Annotated in this window: 13 protein-coding genes; 8 read left to right on the top strand and 5 right to left on the bottom strand. The window is 59.4% G+C overall.

Features of this window, described 5'->3' with window-relative positions; translation table 11 throughout:
* Positions 1–228: 228 nt before the first annotated feature.
* From HRU82_09570 to HRU82_09560, 3 genes are all read left to right on the top strand, one after another.
* On the top strand, positions 229–1,197 hold the full coding sequence (locus tag HRU82_09570) for a DUF362 domain-containing protein (GenBank protein ID QOJ37163.1): 969 nt from the start codon (positions 229–231) through the stop codon (positions 1,195–1,197).
* A 12-nt stretch (positions 1,198–1,209) separates the two neighbouring features.
* Entirely contained in the window at positions 1,210–1,539 is a 330-nt protein-coding gene (locus tag HRU82_09565; GenBank protein QOJ35182.1) for a hypothetical protein, read from the top strand.
* Positions 1,540–2,342: 803 nt separating this feature from the next.
* Positions 2,343–3,296 (top strand): universal stress protein, encoded by a 954-nt coding sequence (locus HRU82_09560; protein QOJ35181.1) that lies wholly within the window; start codon positions 2,343–2,345, stop codon positions 3,294–3,296.
* Between the two features lie 99 nt (positions 3,297–3,395).
* Here HRU82_09560 and HRU82_09555 read toward each other — a convergent pair whose 3' ends face one another.
* The 4 genes from HRU82_09555 to HRU82_09540 form a co-directional block, all read right to left on the bottom strand.
* A complete protein-coding gene (locus tag HRU82_09555) occupies positions 3,396–5,618 on the bottom strand; it encodes a DUF3488 domain-containing protein (GenBank protein ID QOJ35180.1) in 2,223 nt (740 codons plus the stop codon).
* Positions 5,590–6,675, bottom strand: coding sequence for a DUF58 domain-containing protein (locus HRU82_09550; protein QOJ35179.1), 1,086 nt, complete (start codon positions 6,673–6,675; stop codon positions 5,590–5,592). The genes HRU82_09555 and HRU82_09550 overlap by 29 nt, the downstream gene beginning before the upstream one ends.
* 102 nt (positions 6,676–6,777) lie before the next feature.
* Entirely contained in the window at positions 6,778–7,734 is a 957-nt protein-coding gene (locus HRU82_09545; GenBank protein ID QOJ37162.1) for a MoxR family ATPase, read from the bottom strand.
* 108 nt (positions 7,735–7,842) lie between these two features.
* On the bottom strand, positions 7,843–9,192 hold the full coding sequence (locus HRU82_09540; protein ID QOJ35178.1) for a hypothetical protein: 1,350 nt from the start codon (positions 9,190–9,192) through the stop codon (positions 7,843–7,845).
* 166 nt (positions 9,193–9,358) lie between these two features.
* Between HRU82_09540 and HRU82_09535 the strand changes: the two genes are divergently transcribed.
* From HRU82_09535 to HRU82_09525, 3 genes are all read left to right on the top strand, one after another.
* On the top strand, positions 9,359–10,333 hold the full coding sequence (locus HRU82_09535) for a ChaN family lipoprotein (protein QOJ35177.1): 975 nt from the start codon (positions 9,359–9,361) through the stop codon (positions 10,331–10,333).
* Between the two features lie 83 nt (positions 10,334–10,416).
* Positions 10,417–11,280, top strand: a complete 864-nt coding sequence (locus tag HRU82_09530) for a hypothetical protein (GenBank protein ID QOJ35176.1) — start codon at positions 10,417–10,419, stop codon at positions 11,278–11,280.
* Positions 11,281–11,384: 104 nt separating this feature from the next.
* A complete protein-coding gene (locus HRU82_09525; GenBank protein ID QOJ35175.1) occupies positions 11,385–11,561 on the top strand; it encodes a hypothetical protein in 177 nt (58 codons plus the stop codon).
* A gap of 67 nt (positions 11,562–11,628) precedes the next feature.
* On the opposite strand, the gene HRU82_09520 is transcribed toward HRU82_09525, so the two are convergent.
* Positions 11,629–12,378, bottom strand: a complete 750-nt coding sequence (locus tag HRU82_09520) for an arylesterase (GenBank protein QOJ35174.1) — start codon at positions 12,376–12,378, stop codon at positions 11,629–11,631.
* 59 nt (positions 12,379–12,437) lie between these two features.
* On the opposite strand from HRU82_09520, the gene HRU82_09515 reads away from it, so the two are divergent.
* Together HRU82_09515 and HRU82_09510 are read left to right on the top strand one after the other, a co-directional pair.
* Complete coding sequence (locus tag HRU82_09515; GenBank protein ID QOJ35173.1) at positions 12,438–13,142, top strand: ABC transporter ATP-binding protein; 705 nt, start codon at positions 12,438–12,440, stop codon at positions 13,140–13,142.
* Positions 13,139–15,805: an FtsX-like permease family protein gene (locus HRU82_09510; protein ID QOJ35172.1), complete on the top strand. Its 2,667-nt coding sequence runs from the start codon at positions 13,139–13,141 to the stop codon at positions 15,803–15,805. Before HRU82_09515 ends, HRU82_09510 begins: the two co-directional genes overlap by 4 nt.
* Positions 15,806–15,811 lie beyond the last annotated feature (6 nt).

Genomic DNA, 15,811 nt, shown 5'->3' with positions numbered 1-15,811 from the left:
CATCGCTCTGGTTGATCTCTGCCTGGCGAGGCAGCCACGCTATGGGGAATACGAAACGTCGGCGTTGTGCCTTCTTTTCTTGGGCGCCTTAGCCGGAGAGTCAACGGTACGTCACCCCCTGTTGGCATATTCGGATTCTATACCGCCGGTCTAGACACACTGAGGGATTTCGTGTCGAAAGATGCAAAAGCGAGATCAGAGTGGGGGCTCACACGTCGTGATATCCTCATGGCGGCTGGAGTTGGCCTGGTGTTGGGAGCTGGTTCGCTCATCGTCCCCAGACGATATTTCCGCTTGCCGCAACGAGCGCACGTGTTTGTGGCCAGAGCCGCGCATTACCAGCTGGATATCGCCGAGGTCATTACGAGAGGTATTCGAGAGTTGGGTGTTACTGCGGATGAGTTGAGAGGGAAGCGCATTCTCCTGAAGCCAAACCTTGTCGAAACCGCCTCAACAGCTCCCCACATCAATACGCATCCTCTGGTGTTGCGTGGAGCTATCGAGGCTTTTCTGCGGCTGGGCGCGACCACGGTAATGGTGGCCGAAGGCCCTGGCCATCGACGCGACACGTTGGCGGTCTATGAAGAGTCCGGATTGGCAGATGTGCTCACGGAAGATCGTATTGCGTTTCACGACTTGAATTACATCACGGGCTATGAGTTGCCGAATGCCGGTCGCCAATCTTCACTGCGGGCGTTGACCTTTCCATCTCTTTTCCAAGAAGTGGATTGGATTGTCTCCGTCGCCAAGATGAAAACACACCATTGGGCTGGTGCTACGCTAGCGATGAAGAATCTCTTTGGTGTGATGCCTGGCATCTACTACGGGTGGCCCAAGAATGTGTTGCATCATGCCGGGATAGAGAACTCGATTTTGGATATCAATGCGACGTTGAAGCCGCAGTTTGCCATTGTCGATGGCATCGTGGGAATGGAAGGGGATGGGCCCATCACAGGGGATCCAAAGAAGGCTGCCGTTCTCGTGATGGGACGAAATCCTGCTGCAGTCGATGCAACGTGTTGTCGTATCATGGGCATTGATCCCTATCGAGTGTCTTACCTGGAACGAGCTGATAACTGGCTGGGGCCGATTGCTGAAAGCGCGATTGAACAACGTGGGGAGGCTATTGCCTCTGTTCGAACGAATTTCACCTTGATCGAGACGATTCCGGCTCAGCGGGGGATACGACTCATCTAACAAGGGCTCGTCATGATGATCCTGGGATTATGCATACTCTTGATGTTACCGGCTGTGGCTCACTCGACTGAGGGCGAATCGACACGTGTCGAAGTGGATGAACTAAAACTGTACGACCACTTTCGCGCCTTGAAGCGAATGCAGGAAAGTATGGCCGCCCGTTCTCTTGAAGCGCAGGCTCAGCTGCAGCCGTCAATTAAACGGGCAGAGCGGCGCGCTTGTGAACAATTCAGAAGAGAGCGCCGCGAAGGTGTGTCGAAAGAAGAGTACCGTCGCCAGGGCGGAGACGAGTTTCTGGTCTTTTCACTTCAGTTGGAGCAGTATTGCGAGACGCTCCCTTGAAACTCGAAGCGGTGCGAGGCAACTCGCTTGTGGTGTAGCGGTCTGAAAGTGAAGAGAATTTCCCGTGAGAGGAAGTATCCCTGGACCTGCCTGAGAATCTCTTTGGCTCGATCCGTAGACTGCCAAGCCCAATGTTGCCGACCAGATTGGTAGATTGGCGAAGGTGCTGCTTGTTGAGGGCTGGACGGACACAGCTTGGTTCTCAAAGCCAGGATTTGCCCCAGTGTCAAGTTTGGAGCTGGCTTTAGACCTGAGAGACGGGGGAAATGCAAGTTGGAGGTTTGGGAGAGATAGACGATCTGTTCTGTCTAGAAGGTCGACCTCTAGATCGACCTCGCGGTACGTTGCTACTCATAATGTCCTAACTCCCACGAGAGAGCGAGGATGTGCGTTCTCGCACGGACTTGTCGCTTCGACAGGCGCCGCCGAGTTCCCGGGGGCCGCGTGTTCGTCAGACCGTAGGGGGGGACCCGGCTTATCGCGAAGCGAGCTGGACCAATGCGATCAGTAGGGCTGTGTCGGTATCGGACAGAGTGACGACGATCGGTCCGCTTCCACGCAGCCTCTGCGAGCAATTACGCACGCCGCGATCCGTTCAAAACCATGCGGATCGCTCAGCGTGCGGTCGGAGGCGAGTGAGACTGCGCTTCGCAATGTGGAATTGTGCGGTCATCCGACCTTCGTTCTGGGGACGATCCATCGGATCGGTATTTGCATTCTCGGCGGGTCTCATGTTCCATGGAACGAGCCGGGACATGCAGGGAGCCATCCCTAGTTGCCGCAGGAATGCGAATGAGGCCGACATGAGCCAAGGCCAAGGGAGCAAGTTCCTAGGCGGACCAGGCGGTGCGTGGATCTCACGGATCTTGTTTGCTACCGACTTTTCGCCCTGCGCCCATCATGCAGAAAAGCCGCTGACCTTCCTCAGCAAGGTCTATGGAGCTACAATCGATGTCGTTCATGTCCTGGAACTTTATCCAGGGGTCTATGTCGCGGTTGAGGCTCATGAGGAAACGGACGAACATTTGGCCGAGGCCGTTCGACGCCTCACGTCGCCGACGGTTTCCGTGACTGCTCATCAGCGAGTCGGCATTCCGAGCATACAGATTTGTGAGGCCGCTGAGAAAAATTGCGCGGATGTAATCGTGATGGGTACTCATGGAAGGACTGGGCTTGACCACATTCTGTTGGGAAGCACCGCGGAAGGGGTCATCACCATGGCTCCCTGTCCCGTGCTGGCGATCAGGGCTCCGAACGCGCTCGAGGCGCGCCAGACGGATGCTCCGACTACATTCCGGCAGATCGTCGTTCCGATCGATTTTTCGGATTGCTCAATAGATGCGCTTGAGTGCGCAATCCAACTGGCCATGGACCTCGGCGCATCCTTGACCCTGTTGCATATCTTGGAGCCTCAGATCTTTGAAGACGATGGAACGGTGCGACCGGAAGCACGGGGACGACTCGACGGGCGCATCGACCTGCAATTTATGCCATATGTAGACGCAATCCGGTCGACCGGTGTCTCTGTTCGAACTGCGATTCGCGGTGGCATCCCGTCCGATTCTATCCTGGAGTATGCCCGCACGTTGGGAAGCGACCTCATTATTATGGGGACGCACGGGCGGCGTGGAATCTCGCATGTCATGAGGGGCAGTGTCGCGGAAGCGGTGTTGCGTCGCTCGCCATGTCCGGTGCTTGCCGTGAAGAGCCTCGCCTGGGCACCTGAGCAACGGCGGGTGGCGCGATCCGTCGTTTGACGTACGATGGTGTCGATGAATTGAGGCTGATGATCCTGCGGGCACAAGGCTTCTCCGATCCTCCGTGATTGTTCTCTCGGCAACGAAGGGGCGCGCCGGTTAGCGACGGTGGCTGTCTGAGGCTGCATGGGCGGCTGGGTGCCGCTGTGCTTGTAGAGTATGCAACAAGCGGCGGGCGGTTGAGAGGTCGTCTTGAGTCAAGGGGGCACGGCCAAACCTGGCGCGTGTGTAGATCTGCGTGAGGGCATCAGCGGAAGGCCAGGCTTCGGCCCATTGCGCTTGAATTTGACGAAGGAACTCTCCGGGGGTGGTACTGGCCTGTCTCATGATGCCGTGGTGGGCACAACAATCGACCATGTTCGTATAGAGGATGATGGCCTGGCGTTGATGGCTGGAGTGCGGATCTTGTTTCCCGATCGTTCCGGGCATTCGGTTGATCCACCACTTCAATGTGAAGGTCAAGCCCACGAGGACGATGAGAAGCGCGACGACCGTTTCCGCCACGCGGTCGCGGGCGAACGCCTTGAGTGATTCGGTGAACGCGGTGACCCCTGTCGACAGCAGGCCGGCGACGGACGTCGACAGTCGGGTCCGCATGGCCTCCCCACCGTCCCGAATGCCTTGGATCACCGCGCGCTGATCGTAGGCGCTGTAATGGACAAATAGGCGGTCCCACTTCAACCGAGCTGAATCCACCACACTGCCTGCGGTTTCCCACCAGGCTCGTTCGTCCGGTACGGGAGCAGGTGGCGTGGGGTCCATCGTGATCCAGCCTGAACGGGGGAAGTACACCTCCACCCACGCGTGCGCATCGCGCTGACGAACGGTGTAGTAGCTGCCGAAGGCATTCCATTCTGTGGCCAAAAAACCGGTCACCAGCCTCGCAGGAATTCCTGCCGAGCGCAACATAATGACCATCGCGGTTGCATAGTGCTCGCAGTAGCCCGTTTTGCGTGCGAACAGAAAATCCTCGAGCGGATGGTCGGATTGTAGAGAGGGAACGTTCAGACTGTAGCGATAGCCGGTCGTGAGATGTGTTCGGATGCGCTGAATGGATTGCGCGATGTTTGGGGACGACTGCGTAATGCGTCGGGCCAGTTCGTGAATGCTGGGACTGATGGACGGGAGCTGGAGATAATGTCGCAGCACGAATTCGGGGTACACGAAGGCGGAGGGGGATTGCTCCGCCGCCATTAGGGTGGTGGGCGCCGAATAGACCGTATAGTGGAGGCGGCTGTGCGTGGGGAACGGCAGTTGTACGGATCCCATGAGATCCGCTTGCACCGAGAGAAAGTTCCCCTTGACCGATACTATGAACGGAGCGCCGAAGAGGACTGCGGTGTCAAGCGGTTCGAGCAGGATGTCTTGTCTCAAGCGGCCCGTCGGCGCGGGCAGCTTGGTGCCGGGTAAGCGAACGCTGAATACGCCTTGCGGGATTTCGGTGAGCGGACGGAGGTGAGGGAGGGTGTTGCTCCACGATTTGCCGTTGTACTGATCGTAAGCCACTCCACGGAGGTACAGCGGCGCCTGCACCACGTCCTCGCCGGTCCGGTCCGGTAATTCCACTCGCATCACGATACTGGAATCCAGCTTGACGGGACCGATGACGCCAAGATCGACCTGATCGGAGAAACCCGTCGTGCGCAGGCTCGCCTCGTGGTCGTTCTGAAACAGGCCGACTCCGAGCCGGGGAATCGAAAAGAAAAATAATAGGGTGAGAAGAAGCGTTAGGCCGGCAACCGCGTTCGCTGTCCAAAAGAATCGGCGTGAGCAGGAAGTCGGAGGAGGCGGTAAGTGTGCGGAGTCAGTGTGCCCAGGTGGGTTACCGGTCCACTCCTCCTGTTCCTTCGTCAGGTGGTAGAGCAAAAGTGACCAGACTCCGGCCATCAGATAGGCCAGAAAGAGCGGAGCATGCCAGATCTGTGTCGTGAGGGCCGCCGATGCCAGGAGGGCGATGAGACTGATGGCATAGAGATGAAGAAAGTCCCGCCGATGGTCGAGATTGGACAATTTGTTCACGAGCAGCAACAGGAGGAAATGGATGCCGGCGGCCAACACGTCCCGTGAAATGAGGAGCAGGTCTATCCAGAATCCGGCAAAGGCCGACAACAGGAAGAAGTTCCACGTGAGTGCGGAAAACCGCAAGGCAGATAATAGCCGGGCGGAATGGGTTCTCGGATGAAGTCGGAGGAGCGCGCCGGCAAAGGCCAGACCGGCGAGGACCAGCAGCCATGGCGGGAGGGTAATCGCCAAGGCCAGGTTCGTACAGCTGGTGGCGGCCAGCAGGATTGAGCTAAGCCGGAATGCCTGATCCAGCGCCATTGAACAGATCCTCGTCGCTCTCCGGAGAAATCATGTGATCGAGATTGTAAAAGGGTGTTGCTGCCCCATCGGGATCCGTCCACGGTGTCAGCCCAATCGTCACTCCCTCCATTGAAGCGGCCAGTGCGTGGGCCATGGCCTGATAGATCACCTCGCACATGGCTGGGCGTTGCCGTTCGCAGAGGGCCAAGGCATGGAACAGAGACAGACTTTGGTCAGGACCTGCGGCGGTATGAATCGGCTGGTTACCCAACAGCAGGTGGACCTCGTATCCCTCCCTGAGGAATAAGGAGACGAGTGAGGCGGCGATGGACAGGGCGCGTTCGAACGCCGGGTCGGCATCATCGGGCGCAACGGTCGAAACGGCCACAATGACCTGACGGTGATCTTCCGATTCGGTTTCTCTGAGCATCAGCTTCGATGTTTTGGCTGTGGTCATCCAGTGAATCGCGCGCGCATCGTCACCAGGGCGGAATTCCCGCAGGTTATAGAGCGACGTGCCTTGCCCGCGCCGCGCCGCGACATGGTGGTGTCCCAAGTTGCTCAAGGCGCCCAGACGCATCGGAGGCAGAGGAAGGGGTTGTGGGCATACCAGGATGGAGGTGTCGCAAGGGTACCAGGCCTGCTTCACAAACAGGTTGAAAGGGAAGGAGGTGCTGACTTGAATCCCCCGGAGGTGATACTGGCCGCGCCGACCGATGCGCCACGGATATGAAATGGAGACGGATGCCTGAGGGGCAAGGGTGGGGATCCGCAGGCGATGATCGTACGGCTCGCGATCGCTGGCCTCCAGGAGGTGCAAGGAGAAGCTTGGGATGCGCATTTTGTGGTTCGTGACGCGTAGTGTCACAGTGCCTGGCTCGTTGGCAAAGAAATACTCCGGGGCCTGCCGCTTGAACGCCAATCGTCGCACACACAATTCGGAGATGAGGCCGGATACGACGATCAGGCTGAGCATCATGGCTAGGAGGAGATAGAAGAGGTTATTGCCTGTATTCACTGCCGCGGTGCCGACTGCCAGCGTAAAGAGCAGGAATCTGGCGCCCTCAGTGGTCAATCGAACACGTCGGTGAGTGGATGTAGGGTTCCGGTGCAACATGACAGGTGAGAGGAGCGCGCGACGAATTCAGGGTGGCGCGACGTAGCCGTGGTCAGGTCTCTATAGGGGGACAGGAACGCTATCGAGAATGTCTTGGATGATCCGCTCCGTATGCTCGAAGCCGGTCGTGCGCATGCCAGGGGATCGGTTCGGCATGACACGATGAGCCAGGACCGCCGGAGCCAATTCCTTAATGTCCTCGGGAAGGCAATAGGTCCGGTCACGAACGAGGGCAAGGGCCTTCGCGGCTTTGGACAAGGCGAGCGTACCTCTCGTGCTGACCCCGAGTGACAACAGGTTGTGTTGACGAGTGGCCAGGACGATGGCGAGCAAGTAGTCCATCAAGCTTTCTTCCATCGCAACCTTCTCGGTTTGGGCTTGTAGATCCAGGATGTGTTGGGCTGTGAGGACGGGCTCGATTTCATCGGCGGGATGCAAGGCTTGCGGACGATCCAAGACCTTCTTTTCCTCGTCGGGGGTGGGATAGCCGATGCGAAGACGCATGAGGAATCGATCGAGTTGGGATTCGGGGAGCGGATAGGTCCCGTGATACTCGGCGGGGTTCTGCGTCGCGATGACCATGAACGGTTGCCGAAGCGGATAGGTTTGGTTGTCCACCGAGATCTGGGCCTCGCTCATGGCCTCCAGGAGACTGCTCTGCGTCTTGGGTGTCGTGCGATTGATCTCATCGGCCAGGACGATGTTGGCAAACAGCGGGCCGGGGATGAATTCGAAGGCCTGCTTCTGACGGTTGAAGACCGAAATGCCGACGATATCGGAGGGCAGTAAGTCGCTGGTGAATTGAATGCGTTTGAAGGAACAGTCGAGCGAACGGGCAAGGCTATGGGCGAGGGTCGTTTTCCCCACTCCGGGGACGTCTTCGATCAAGAGATGGCCGCGCGCCAACAGGCACACGACCGCCCGTTCGATCACCTGGGCCTTGCCCTTGATGACTCGTGCAACATTGTCCTGTAGGGCTTTGATCGATTGTGTCGAATTCACGTTCGGTGACTGCAGCGCGGATCGGCATCGAACCGTGGGTGTGTCTGTCGGAAGTCTAACAAAGGGTCCGAAGACCGTCAATTTATCGGGCAGTTCGGGCGGGATCCCTGTAATGACTCGGGCTCAAATTCCTGCAGCGAGGGTTTCCGGGACAAGCGTGAGGAACCAGGGCGGCGTTTCCTCCGTCATGGATTGAAATTGTCGGGCCGTGCTGCTCGCAGGCATTCCGCTCCAGAGCGCACCTCGGCGGATCGACACCTGTCGGAATCGATACGGTCGTGCGGAGCCGGTCGCTGTCGGGAGCACGGAGGGAATCACCGGACGCAGGGGGGTGATTTCCGAGAGGTCGCAGGAGGCGCCGAGAGGAAGCGTCGACAGTCGTGTATAGGTGTCTCCGAAGATCTTGGGAAGATTGTGATCCGAGAAGACTACATCGGCGGGCCTCACACGAGGGTCGTCGATCAGCTGAGCGAGGAGTTCCCAGAAGACTTGCGAGTCGACCGACCCCAGAACGCAGAGGGCTCCGTGCATGGCCATGATCTGGAGGAGTACCAACGGTCCACGGATGTCGAACTTCCACGGAGGAAACAGAAGATTGCGGCCGGCGTGTAATACCTCAAGCGCCGACTCCTTCCCATGCCGCACCAGGCGGGCCTCGCCCTTGGTGCGCCGCAATTCTTCTGCGATCACGGCGGGAGCCAGGCGCGTGGGTTCGTAGGCGAAGGTCGGCGTCGCGGGCGCCCAACAAGATACGATGAGGTAGCGTTGCGCGAGGCGTCCATCTTCCTCCAACGCTGATAGGGCGCACATGTCCTGGTTTCCGTAAAAACGAAATTGGAGGTGCGGCGCGCTGCGGAGGCGGCTGAGCCGAAGGGGGGGAGCGTGCAGCGGGCCGCCGAGTTGCGAGGCGGGGTCCAGTCGGTCGACGCAATGCAGGATCAGCGGTCGACCCGCTGTGGAAAGTTGCGGACCGTACAGTGTGGCCAGCTCCTCGGCGAAGGAGAGATCTCCTGCTCCCAGATCCAAGACTGAGGCCGGAACCTGCTCTGTCAAAATGTCGTAGGGATTGGATTGTGTTCGTAAGAATGTTTCGACTGCAGCTGCCGTGACCAACGGAACCGGCCATTTCAGAGGCTGCTGCGATCGGAGCCCAAAGAAAAGGCACAGGGCGCGAAGGCCCTTGGTCCGAGGGAGTCCGGTCAATTCCTTGAGTGTCTCCGCTTGCCCGGACCGATGGCTCGTGAAGTCGGGCTCCGGCAGGGCCGCAAGGAGATGGTGTTTGAAGTCTGGGGAGAGGGTGGAACGCTCGATGGCTTCACAAAGGCTCTCTCGTGTCTTTGGCCACTCTTCAGGTTTGACCAAACGACTGGAGGCTTCCCAGGCATGGCTGTCGACGGCCCGGTGGGATGTGACCTCTTTTCGGAAGGCCGCGAGTCGTTCGGCGTCCAGCTGTATGGGGTCGTTGATGTTCACGAGTACCGGTATACGAGAGGGGCGTGAAGGGATTGAAATGCGAAGGAGAGTACCGGGCGGCGGGGCGTGGAGTCAATGAGGTCCGCCTTGCGACCACAGGATCCCTGTGTTAGGAATCGAAGCATAAATGCTCGGTTGATGGGGTCATTTTAACGGGAGCAGTTGCATGGCTCGAAGCTATGTCGGCCTGATCTGGTTGTGTCTCGTGATATCAGGGTGTCAGGCCACGGACCGGACGGCCGCTCTGCCTGATAAGGTGTCGGTCGGGTGGACGATAGGACAGGTACTCGATGCGAGGACGGGACAGCCGGTTTCATTGAAGAATTGGTTGGGTCGGCTCAGCACCTACGACGTGATTTATCTGGGGGAGGAACATCACAACCAGTTCCATGTCGCGGCCGCATTAATGGTGCTGCGATCGCTGGTAGACCAGGGGCGGCGACCGATCTTGGCTATGGAGATGTTTGCCTGGGATGGGCAGCCGGCCTTGGAAGAGTATCTCGCCAAGCCCTGCAGTTCCCGGTCAGAGTTCCTTGAGCGCGTCTTCTGGAAACAAAATTGGGGTGGGGCGTTTGAGGACTATGAACTGTTGGTGCAGTTTGCACGGGAGCACCGACTTTCCGTTGCCGCCATGAATCCCCCCAAAGCCTTGATTCGGCAGGTGGTGAAACAGGGGTTGCCCCAGGCCAAGCAAGGGGCGGAATGGCGTCAGTGGGGGATGGAGGGAGAGGCGATTCTCGATGACCCCAATTATCGAGCTAGAGTTCTTTCCCAAATTCAGGCCTGCCATGGCGGCGGCGCTCCCGAGGACTATCAAACCATGTACGAGGCCTCCATGGTGAGGGATGAGGGAATGGCAAAAACGGTTGCGGCGGCGCTTCTCCGTATCAGTCAGGACGGCCCCGGGGGGGAGGGGCCGGTCGTCAGTTACACGGGAGGGGGACACGTGCAGTATGGGCTTCCGGTACCCAATCGTGTGCTACGACGCCGTGGTGAGGGCTACAAGCAGGTGACGGTGTATCTGGCCACCTATGAACCTGAACGGGTGGCGGAGTTGTCGCAGATGATGGAGGAGGGCATTGCCGATTATGTCTGGCTGACCGCCCAGGGCGCTCAAGGACCTCCTCGACGATGCCGATGAACGAGTGAGAGTTCGAAATGGTGGCGGATGTCCCGCCGATGTTGATCGGGTCTTCGAATCCTATTTTTTCTATAGGTGGCACGATGAAGGGAAGAATCGCCTGCTCGGCCGATCGTCTCAGTTTGCTGGAACCATCCATGATCAACTCGGTAGTCGAACCCACGGCTTTTCAACGCGGAAAGCAGTATCACGCTGAACGGCGCGTACAGATGGTCGATGCCTCCGACACGGAATTGACCTCGGCGGTGATGGGAAACTCCGGCCTCTATGAGCAAACCATCCGGTTGCACCAGGGCCATCTGGAAGCCAAGTGTTCCTGCACCCTGTCGGAACAACCGATTTGTCGGCATGGCGTGGCGGCGTTGTTGGAATATCAACGCTGGTTCAAGGCCCAAAATGCGCCAAAGGGTCGGCCTGTACCGCCTCGGTCCGACCCGGAGCCTGCGGCAGCCGGTCATCCGGTAGTGGATGTGAAGTTGAGCGAAGTCACTCAGTTTACGGACTGGATGCAGCGAGCGGTGGAGGCTTTGGAGCATGGGCGTCCGTTGCCCACTCAGCCGGCTATGGAGTCGGGTGCGGTGTCTGCTTGGATCCAGGCGATTCGGGATTTGGACGAGCGACGAAAGCAGAGCGAGGGGGCTCGCGTGGGACTGGACGCAGAGCTTCGCAATCGCGAGACATTGGTCGGTCGTCTGACGCAGGACCTTGAGGCTTCGGTGCAAGAAGCAAAATCGTTACAGATGATCTCTCGTGACCTGCAGCGTGAGGTGGGGTTGTATCGTGCGGCGGTCGGTAAGTCGGATGAGCTTTCAAAGCGGATCGAGGCATTCGACGGGGAAGTCAAGGAAATCGCGGGGATCTTGGCGCAAAAGAGCCGACGATTGGAGGGCGTCGCCGACACCTGCCGCGATGTCGCCGCTCTGCTCAAGTCCCTCGGCAAGGCCTGAGCCGATTCATCCTCTCCGGATGCAGAAACCCCCTTGCGCCTTCCGCCGGTCCTTCAGTACAATACGGCCTCTTTTGCGATTCCTTGACTACAAGGGGGGAAATCATGAAGAAGTCGATGGCAGGGGTTCTGGGTGGGCTTGGCGCCTTTCACGCAGCCACCGCATTTGCCAACGTCGGCGAAGGACCGCCCGACTACAGCGGCATCACGGCTCTCTATTACGTCTTGATCGCTCTGATCCTGGCGTTCGGTGTCTACGACACCTTCTTCAAAAAGAGCTGATCACGGTACTCCATCAAGGATTTCTGGCGTGAGGGGTCACGGCTCACCTGTGAGTGGGAGTGGTGTCTCACGCCTTCTTATTGTGCCCCAGTGACTCTCCCTGCAAGATCTCAAGGATGGGGAGCAGGCTCTTGAGCACATTGCCGGCGATGATGCGGTAGCCCTTCCCCGTGGGGTGAATGCCATCGGCCTGATTGAGATCTTTCACCCCCCCCACACCCTCAAGAAAAAACGGAATGAACGGAATGCCATGGGCTAAGGCCAGTTCTTGGTACATCCGTTCGAAGTGCGATGTATAGTCCTCGCCGTAATTGGGGGGGAGTTTCATGCCGGCCAGCAGCACCGGGACCTTCGCGTCCTTGAATTTGCGAATGATCTCATTCAAGTGTGTGCGCGTTTCCCGGAGGCTCAAGCCACGGAGCCCATCATTCCCGCCTAGCTCCAGGATGACCAACGCCGGTTTACCTGCGAGGACCCATCCGACTCGGCGCAGGCCTCCCGCGGAAGTCTCGCCGCTGACCCCGGCGTTCAGTACCTCATAGCCGTACCCTCTCGAATCCAGCTCCCTTTGCAGCTGTGAGGGGTAGGTCTGTTCCGGAGGGACTCCCAGCCCGGCCGTCAGGCTGTCGCCGAACGCGACGATGCGCGGGCGTGGATCTGCAGAGGCGGGGTGGGCGGACGGAACCGGCTCTGAAGATGAGTGTACCGGTGCCGGCGGCGCGCCTTGATCGCACGCAGCCGTTCCGATCAGGGCCATCGCCCCAACCATGCCGAGTCCCCATTGCTTGAGCAGCCGCAGAACCACCGACGAAGTCATCGTGCGTACAGTATAATACGAAACATCGATCGAAGGGGCTCGATCCCATCCGCATCGTCATGATCACCATTCAACATCTCACCATGCAACTTAGCGCCGGCGGCCACATCGTCAGGATTTTGGATGATATTTCTTTGGCCATTCCGGCCAAACAAACGGTGGCCATCATCGGGCCGTCGGGTAGCGGAAAATCAACCCTCTTGGGGCTCATCGCAGGGCTGGATCGACCGTCCTCGGGCAGTATTTGGCTGAATGGTATCGAGGTCACCGCCCTCGGCGAGCAGGCGACGGCGCGGCTGCGCTTGGCCAATGTGGGGTACATCTTTCAGTCGTTTCATCTCATCCCGACCTTGACGGCGCTGGAAAACGTGGCTGTGCCGCTTGAATTGGCAGGGCAGCCCCATGCGCACCAACGGGCCGGAGAGTTGTTGCAAGCCGTCGGGCTAGGCCATCGTCTGTCGCATTACCCCGTCCAGCTTTCGGGGGGGGAGCAGCAGCGTGTGGCGGTGGCCCGGGCGTTCGCCTGTCGCCCGCCGATTCTCTTGGCCGATGAACCGACGGGAAATCTGGATTCCGCCACCGGACGACAGGTGCTGGATCTGATTATGGCACTCCATCGTGACGCAGGGACCACCTTGGTGCTGGTCACCCATGACCACGATGTCGCGGCATCCATGGAACGGGTCATTACGCTTCGAGACGGCCGGATCGAGTCCGACCAACTGACCGCCCACCCTCACAGGGAGTCCGAATTCGGGTCATGATGCCCTTCTGGGTCAGCATGGCTTGGCGTGAGCTCCGCTCATCCTGGCGGCACTTCCTCTATTTTCTGGCCTGCATAGCCCTGGGCGTCGGTGCGGTAGTGGGGGTGTCGCTGTTTTCGGTGAATGTCGAGCAGGCCGTTCTCAAGGAATCGCGCGGATTGCTGGGCGGGGACTTGGAAGTCCGTCTCACGAGGCCGATCGGCCCGAAGGGAATGGAGGTGCTGGAGGAACTGGCCGCCAGGGGCGTGGTGGCGACACGAGTGAGTGAAGTGGTGGCGATGGCAGCGCGGATGGAGGGCACGGGGCCCACGGAGGCGACGCAGTTGGTCGAGCTGAAAGCCATCGAATTGCGCTATCCCCTGTATGGTGCCCTACGCATCGAACCGGGGCTCCCGCTCCAGGACCTCCTCCACCCCACCGTTTCAGACTGCTGGAACCCGTGCTTGGGGGCCGTGGTGCAGGAGGCCCTGCTGATTCGTCTTGGCCTGAGGATTGGGGATAGGATCAAGATCGGCAAGGCCGCGTTTCGGATCACCGGGCTCGTGCGCACGGAACCGGATCGCATGGCCAACATGTTTAGCCTGGGGCCGCGAGTCTTGATTTCGCAAGAGGGGCTTGCAGCCGCCGACCTCGTGAAGCCGGGGAGCCGCCTGCGCGAGCGGCACCTCCTGAAGCTGCCGCCTTCCATGGCCGTGACCCCGCTGCTGCATGAGCTGCGTGGCAGACTAGCGTCTGAATCCGCCAGGGTTTCGTCCTATCGGGATGCGCAGCCGCAACTCAAACAATTTCTCGATCAACTGACGCGTTATCTGGGGCTCGTGGGCCTGACGGCGCTCTTTGTCGGAGGCATCGGTGTGGCGCTGTCCGTGCAGGCCTTCATCGCCGAAAAACTACGGTCGATTGCAATCTTAAAGACCTTGGGTGCGGAAACCCCTACCATCATGCGCGCCTATGTCGCTCAAGCCCTGGGGCTCGGAGCTGTGGGAAGCTTTTTGGGTGTCGGGGTTGGGATGGCATTGCAGCAGGTTCTGCCGCAGGCAATGGCGACGCTTCTCGCCACCGATCTGCTGCAGCAGGTGGAATTTTCTTCCGCCCTTTCTTCCGCTGCACTGGGTCCCCTTGCCAAGGGGTTGGGGCTGGGCGTGTTGACGACGCTGCTCTTCAGCCTCTGGCCGTTGCTGTCGATTCGCGAGATCAAACCCGCGGCGATCTTCAGACGCGAGGTCGAGCACGGGAGCGATCCTTCGCGCCGCAGGGATGGGCCCTGGTGGAGGCGGCTGCGCGATCGAGGTGCCATTGACCCTCTGCGAGCTGCGACAGTCGGCGGGATCGGGCTGGGGTTGGCTGTCCTGTCTGTGTGGCAGGCCGGCTCCTTGACCATCGGATCGCTTTTTCTCGGAGGCCTGGTGGTCGCGGTAACGGCGCTTGTCCTTGCCGCGAAGGGGTTGCTCCTGACCATGCGTGCCTTGCCTCGTCCGAGGCTATTGTCCGTTCGGCAGGCCTTCGGAAACATCCAGCGTCCCGGGGGCCACACCTTGGGCGTCATGGTTGCGATCGGCGTCGGGGTGATGATCATTCTGGCCATCGGCATTCTGGAGCAGGCGCTAGTGCGGCAAGTGGGTGACAACCGCCCCGATGACTCGCCGACCTTCTTTTTTATCGACATCCAACCTGATCAGGTCGCGGGGGTTGCGTCGCTCATTCACCGGCGAACGGGCGACCTGCCCCCTCAACTGACGCCGCTGGTCCGTTCTCGACTCCACGCCATCAACGGCCGGCCGGTCAAAACTGAGGAGGCGGACCAAGAGGAGCCTGCGAATCAGTCGCGCGAGGAGAAACGGAAGAACTGGTACCTGAGCCGCGAATATGTGCTGACGTTTGGAGGCGATCTTCCCAAAGGGAACACAATCACCAAAGGCGCTTGGTGGAAATCCGGGCAGCCCTTCATGCACCCGCAGGTGTCACTGGAAGAAGACGCCGCAACGAATCTGGGCATCGAGGTGGGCCAGACGGTGGAGTTGAATGTGCAGGGAACGGTGATTCGCGCCGAGGTGAGCAGCATTCGCAAGGTCGAGTGGGGCAACTTCTCCACGAATTTTTACATGATTCTTTCGCCCGGATCCTTGGACGGAGCGCCGATGACTTACGTGGCCACGGTGCGCGTTCCTCCGCAAGAGGAGGTTGCCTTGCAATCGGCGGTGGTGGCTGCCTTTCCGAATGTGACCGCCATCAACATCGGCGATGTGTTGGAGACGTTTGCGCGGGTGCTGGATCGGTTGTCCCTGGCGATCCGTGCGGTGGCATTGTTTTGCGTGTTGACCGGCGCACTGGTAATGGCGGCGGCGCTTGCCGCGACGCGGTATCGTCGCCTCTACGATGCGGTGATCTTGAAGGCGTTGGGAGCCACGCGCGCCGTGATTGCCGGATCGTTTGCGGCGGAGTACGCGTTGCTCGGGTGCGTGGCGGGCACCATCGGCGTGGTGCTGGCCAGCGCATTTTCGTGGGTCATTCTTCGGTATGTCCTCGAATTGCCGTGGACCCTGGCGCCGACCCTACTCGCGGGCGGGTTTCTGTGCACCGTCCTCCTGGCCCTCCTCGTAGGATTTCTGAGTACCTTTCGAATTCTCGGGTATCCGCCCTTGGCTGTGTTGCGTCAGGAATAAGCGCTG

The sequence above is a fragment of the Nitrospira sp. genome, assembly GCA_015709715.1.
GTDB lineage: Bacteria > Nitrospirota > Nitrospiria > Nitrospirales > Nitrospiraceae > Nitrospira_A.
The sequence above is the reverse complement of the archived record's forward strand: the minus strand, read 5'-3'. Positions and strand labels throughout refer to the sequence as shown.

Excerpts from the sequence above, each read along its gene's own strand:
- HRU82_09570 (QOJ37163.1), top strand. The coding sequence starts at position 229 with ATGGCGGCTGGAGTTGGCCTGGTGTTGGGAGCTGGTTCGCTCATCGTC.
- HRU82_09565 (QOJ35182.1), top strand. The coding sequence starts at position 1,210 with ATGATGATCCTGGGATTATGCATACTCTTGATGTTACCGGCTGTGGCT.
- HRU82_09560 (QOJ35181.1), top strand. The coding sequence starts at position 2,343 with ATGAGCCAAGGCCAAGGGAGCAAGTTCCTAGGCGGACCAGGCGGTGCG.
- HRU82_09555 (QOJ35180.1), bottom strand. The coding sequence starts at position 5,618 with ATGGCGCTGGATCAGGCATTCCGGCTTAGCTCAATCCTGCTGGCCGCC.
- HRU82_09535 (QOJ35177.1), top strand. The coding sequence starts at position 9,359 with ATGGCTCGAAGCTATGTCGGCCTGATCTGGTTGTGTCTCGTGATATCA.
- HRU82_09530 (QOJ35176.1), top strand. The coding sequence starts at position 10,417 with ATGAAGGGAAGAATCGCCTGCTCGGCCGATCGTCTCAGTTTGCTGGAA.
- HRU82_09525 (QOJ35175.1), top strand. The coding sequence starts at position 11,385 with ATGAAGAAGTCGATGGCAGGGGTTCTGGGTGGGCTTGGCGCCTTTCAC.
- HRU82_09520 (QOJ35174.1), bottom strand. The coding sequence starts at position 12,378 with ATGACTTCGTCGGTGGTTCTGCGGCTGCTCAAGCAATGGGGACTCGGC.
- HRU82_09515 (QOJ35173.1), top strand. The coding sequence starts at position 12,438 with ATGATCACCATTCAACATCTCACCATGCAACTTAGCGCCGGCGGCCAC.
- HRU82_09510 (QOJ35172.1), top strand. The coding sequence starts at position 13,139 with ATGATGCCCTTCTGGGTCAGCATGGCTTGGCGTGAGCTCCGCTCATCC.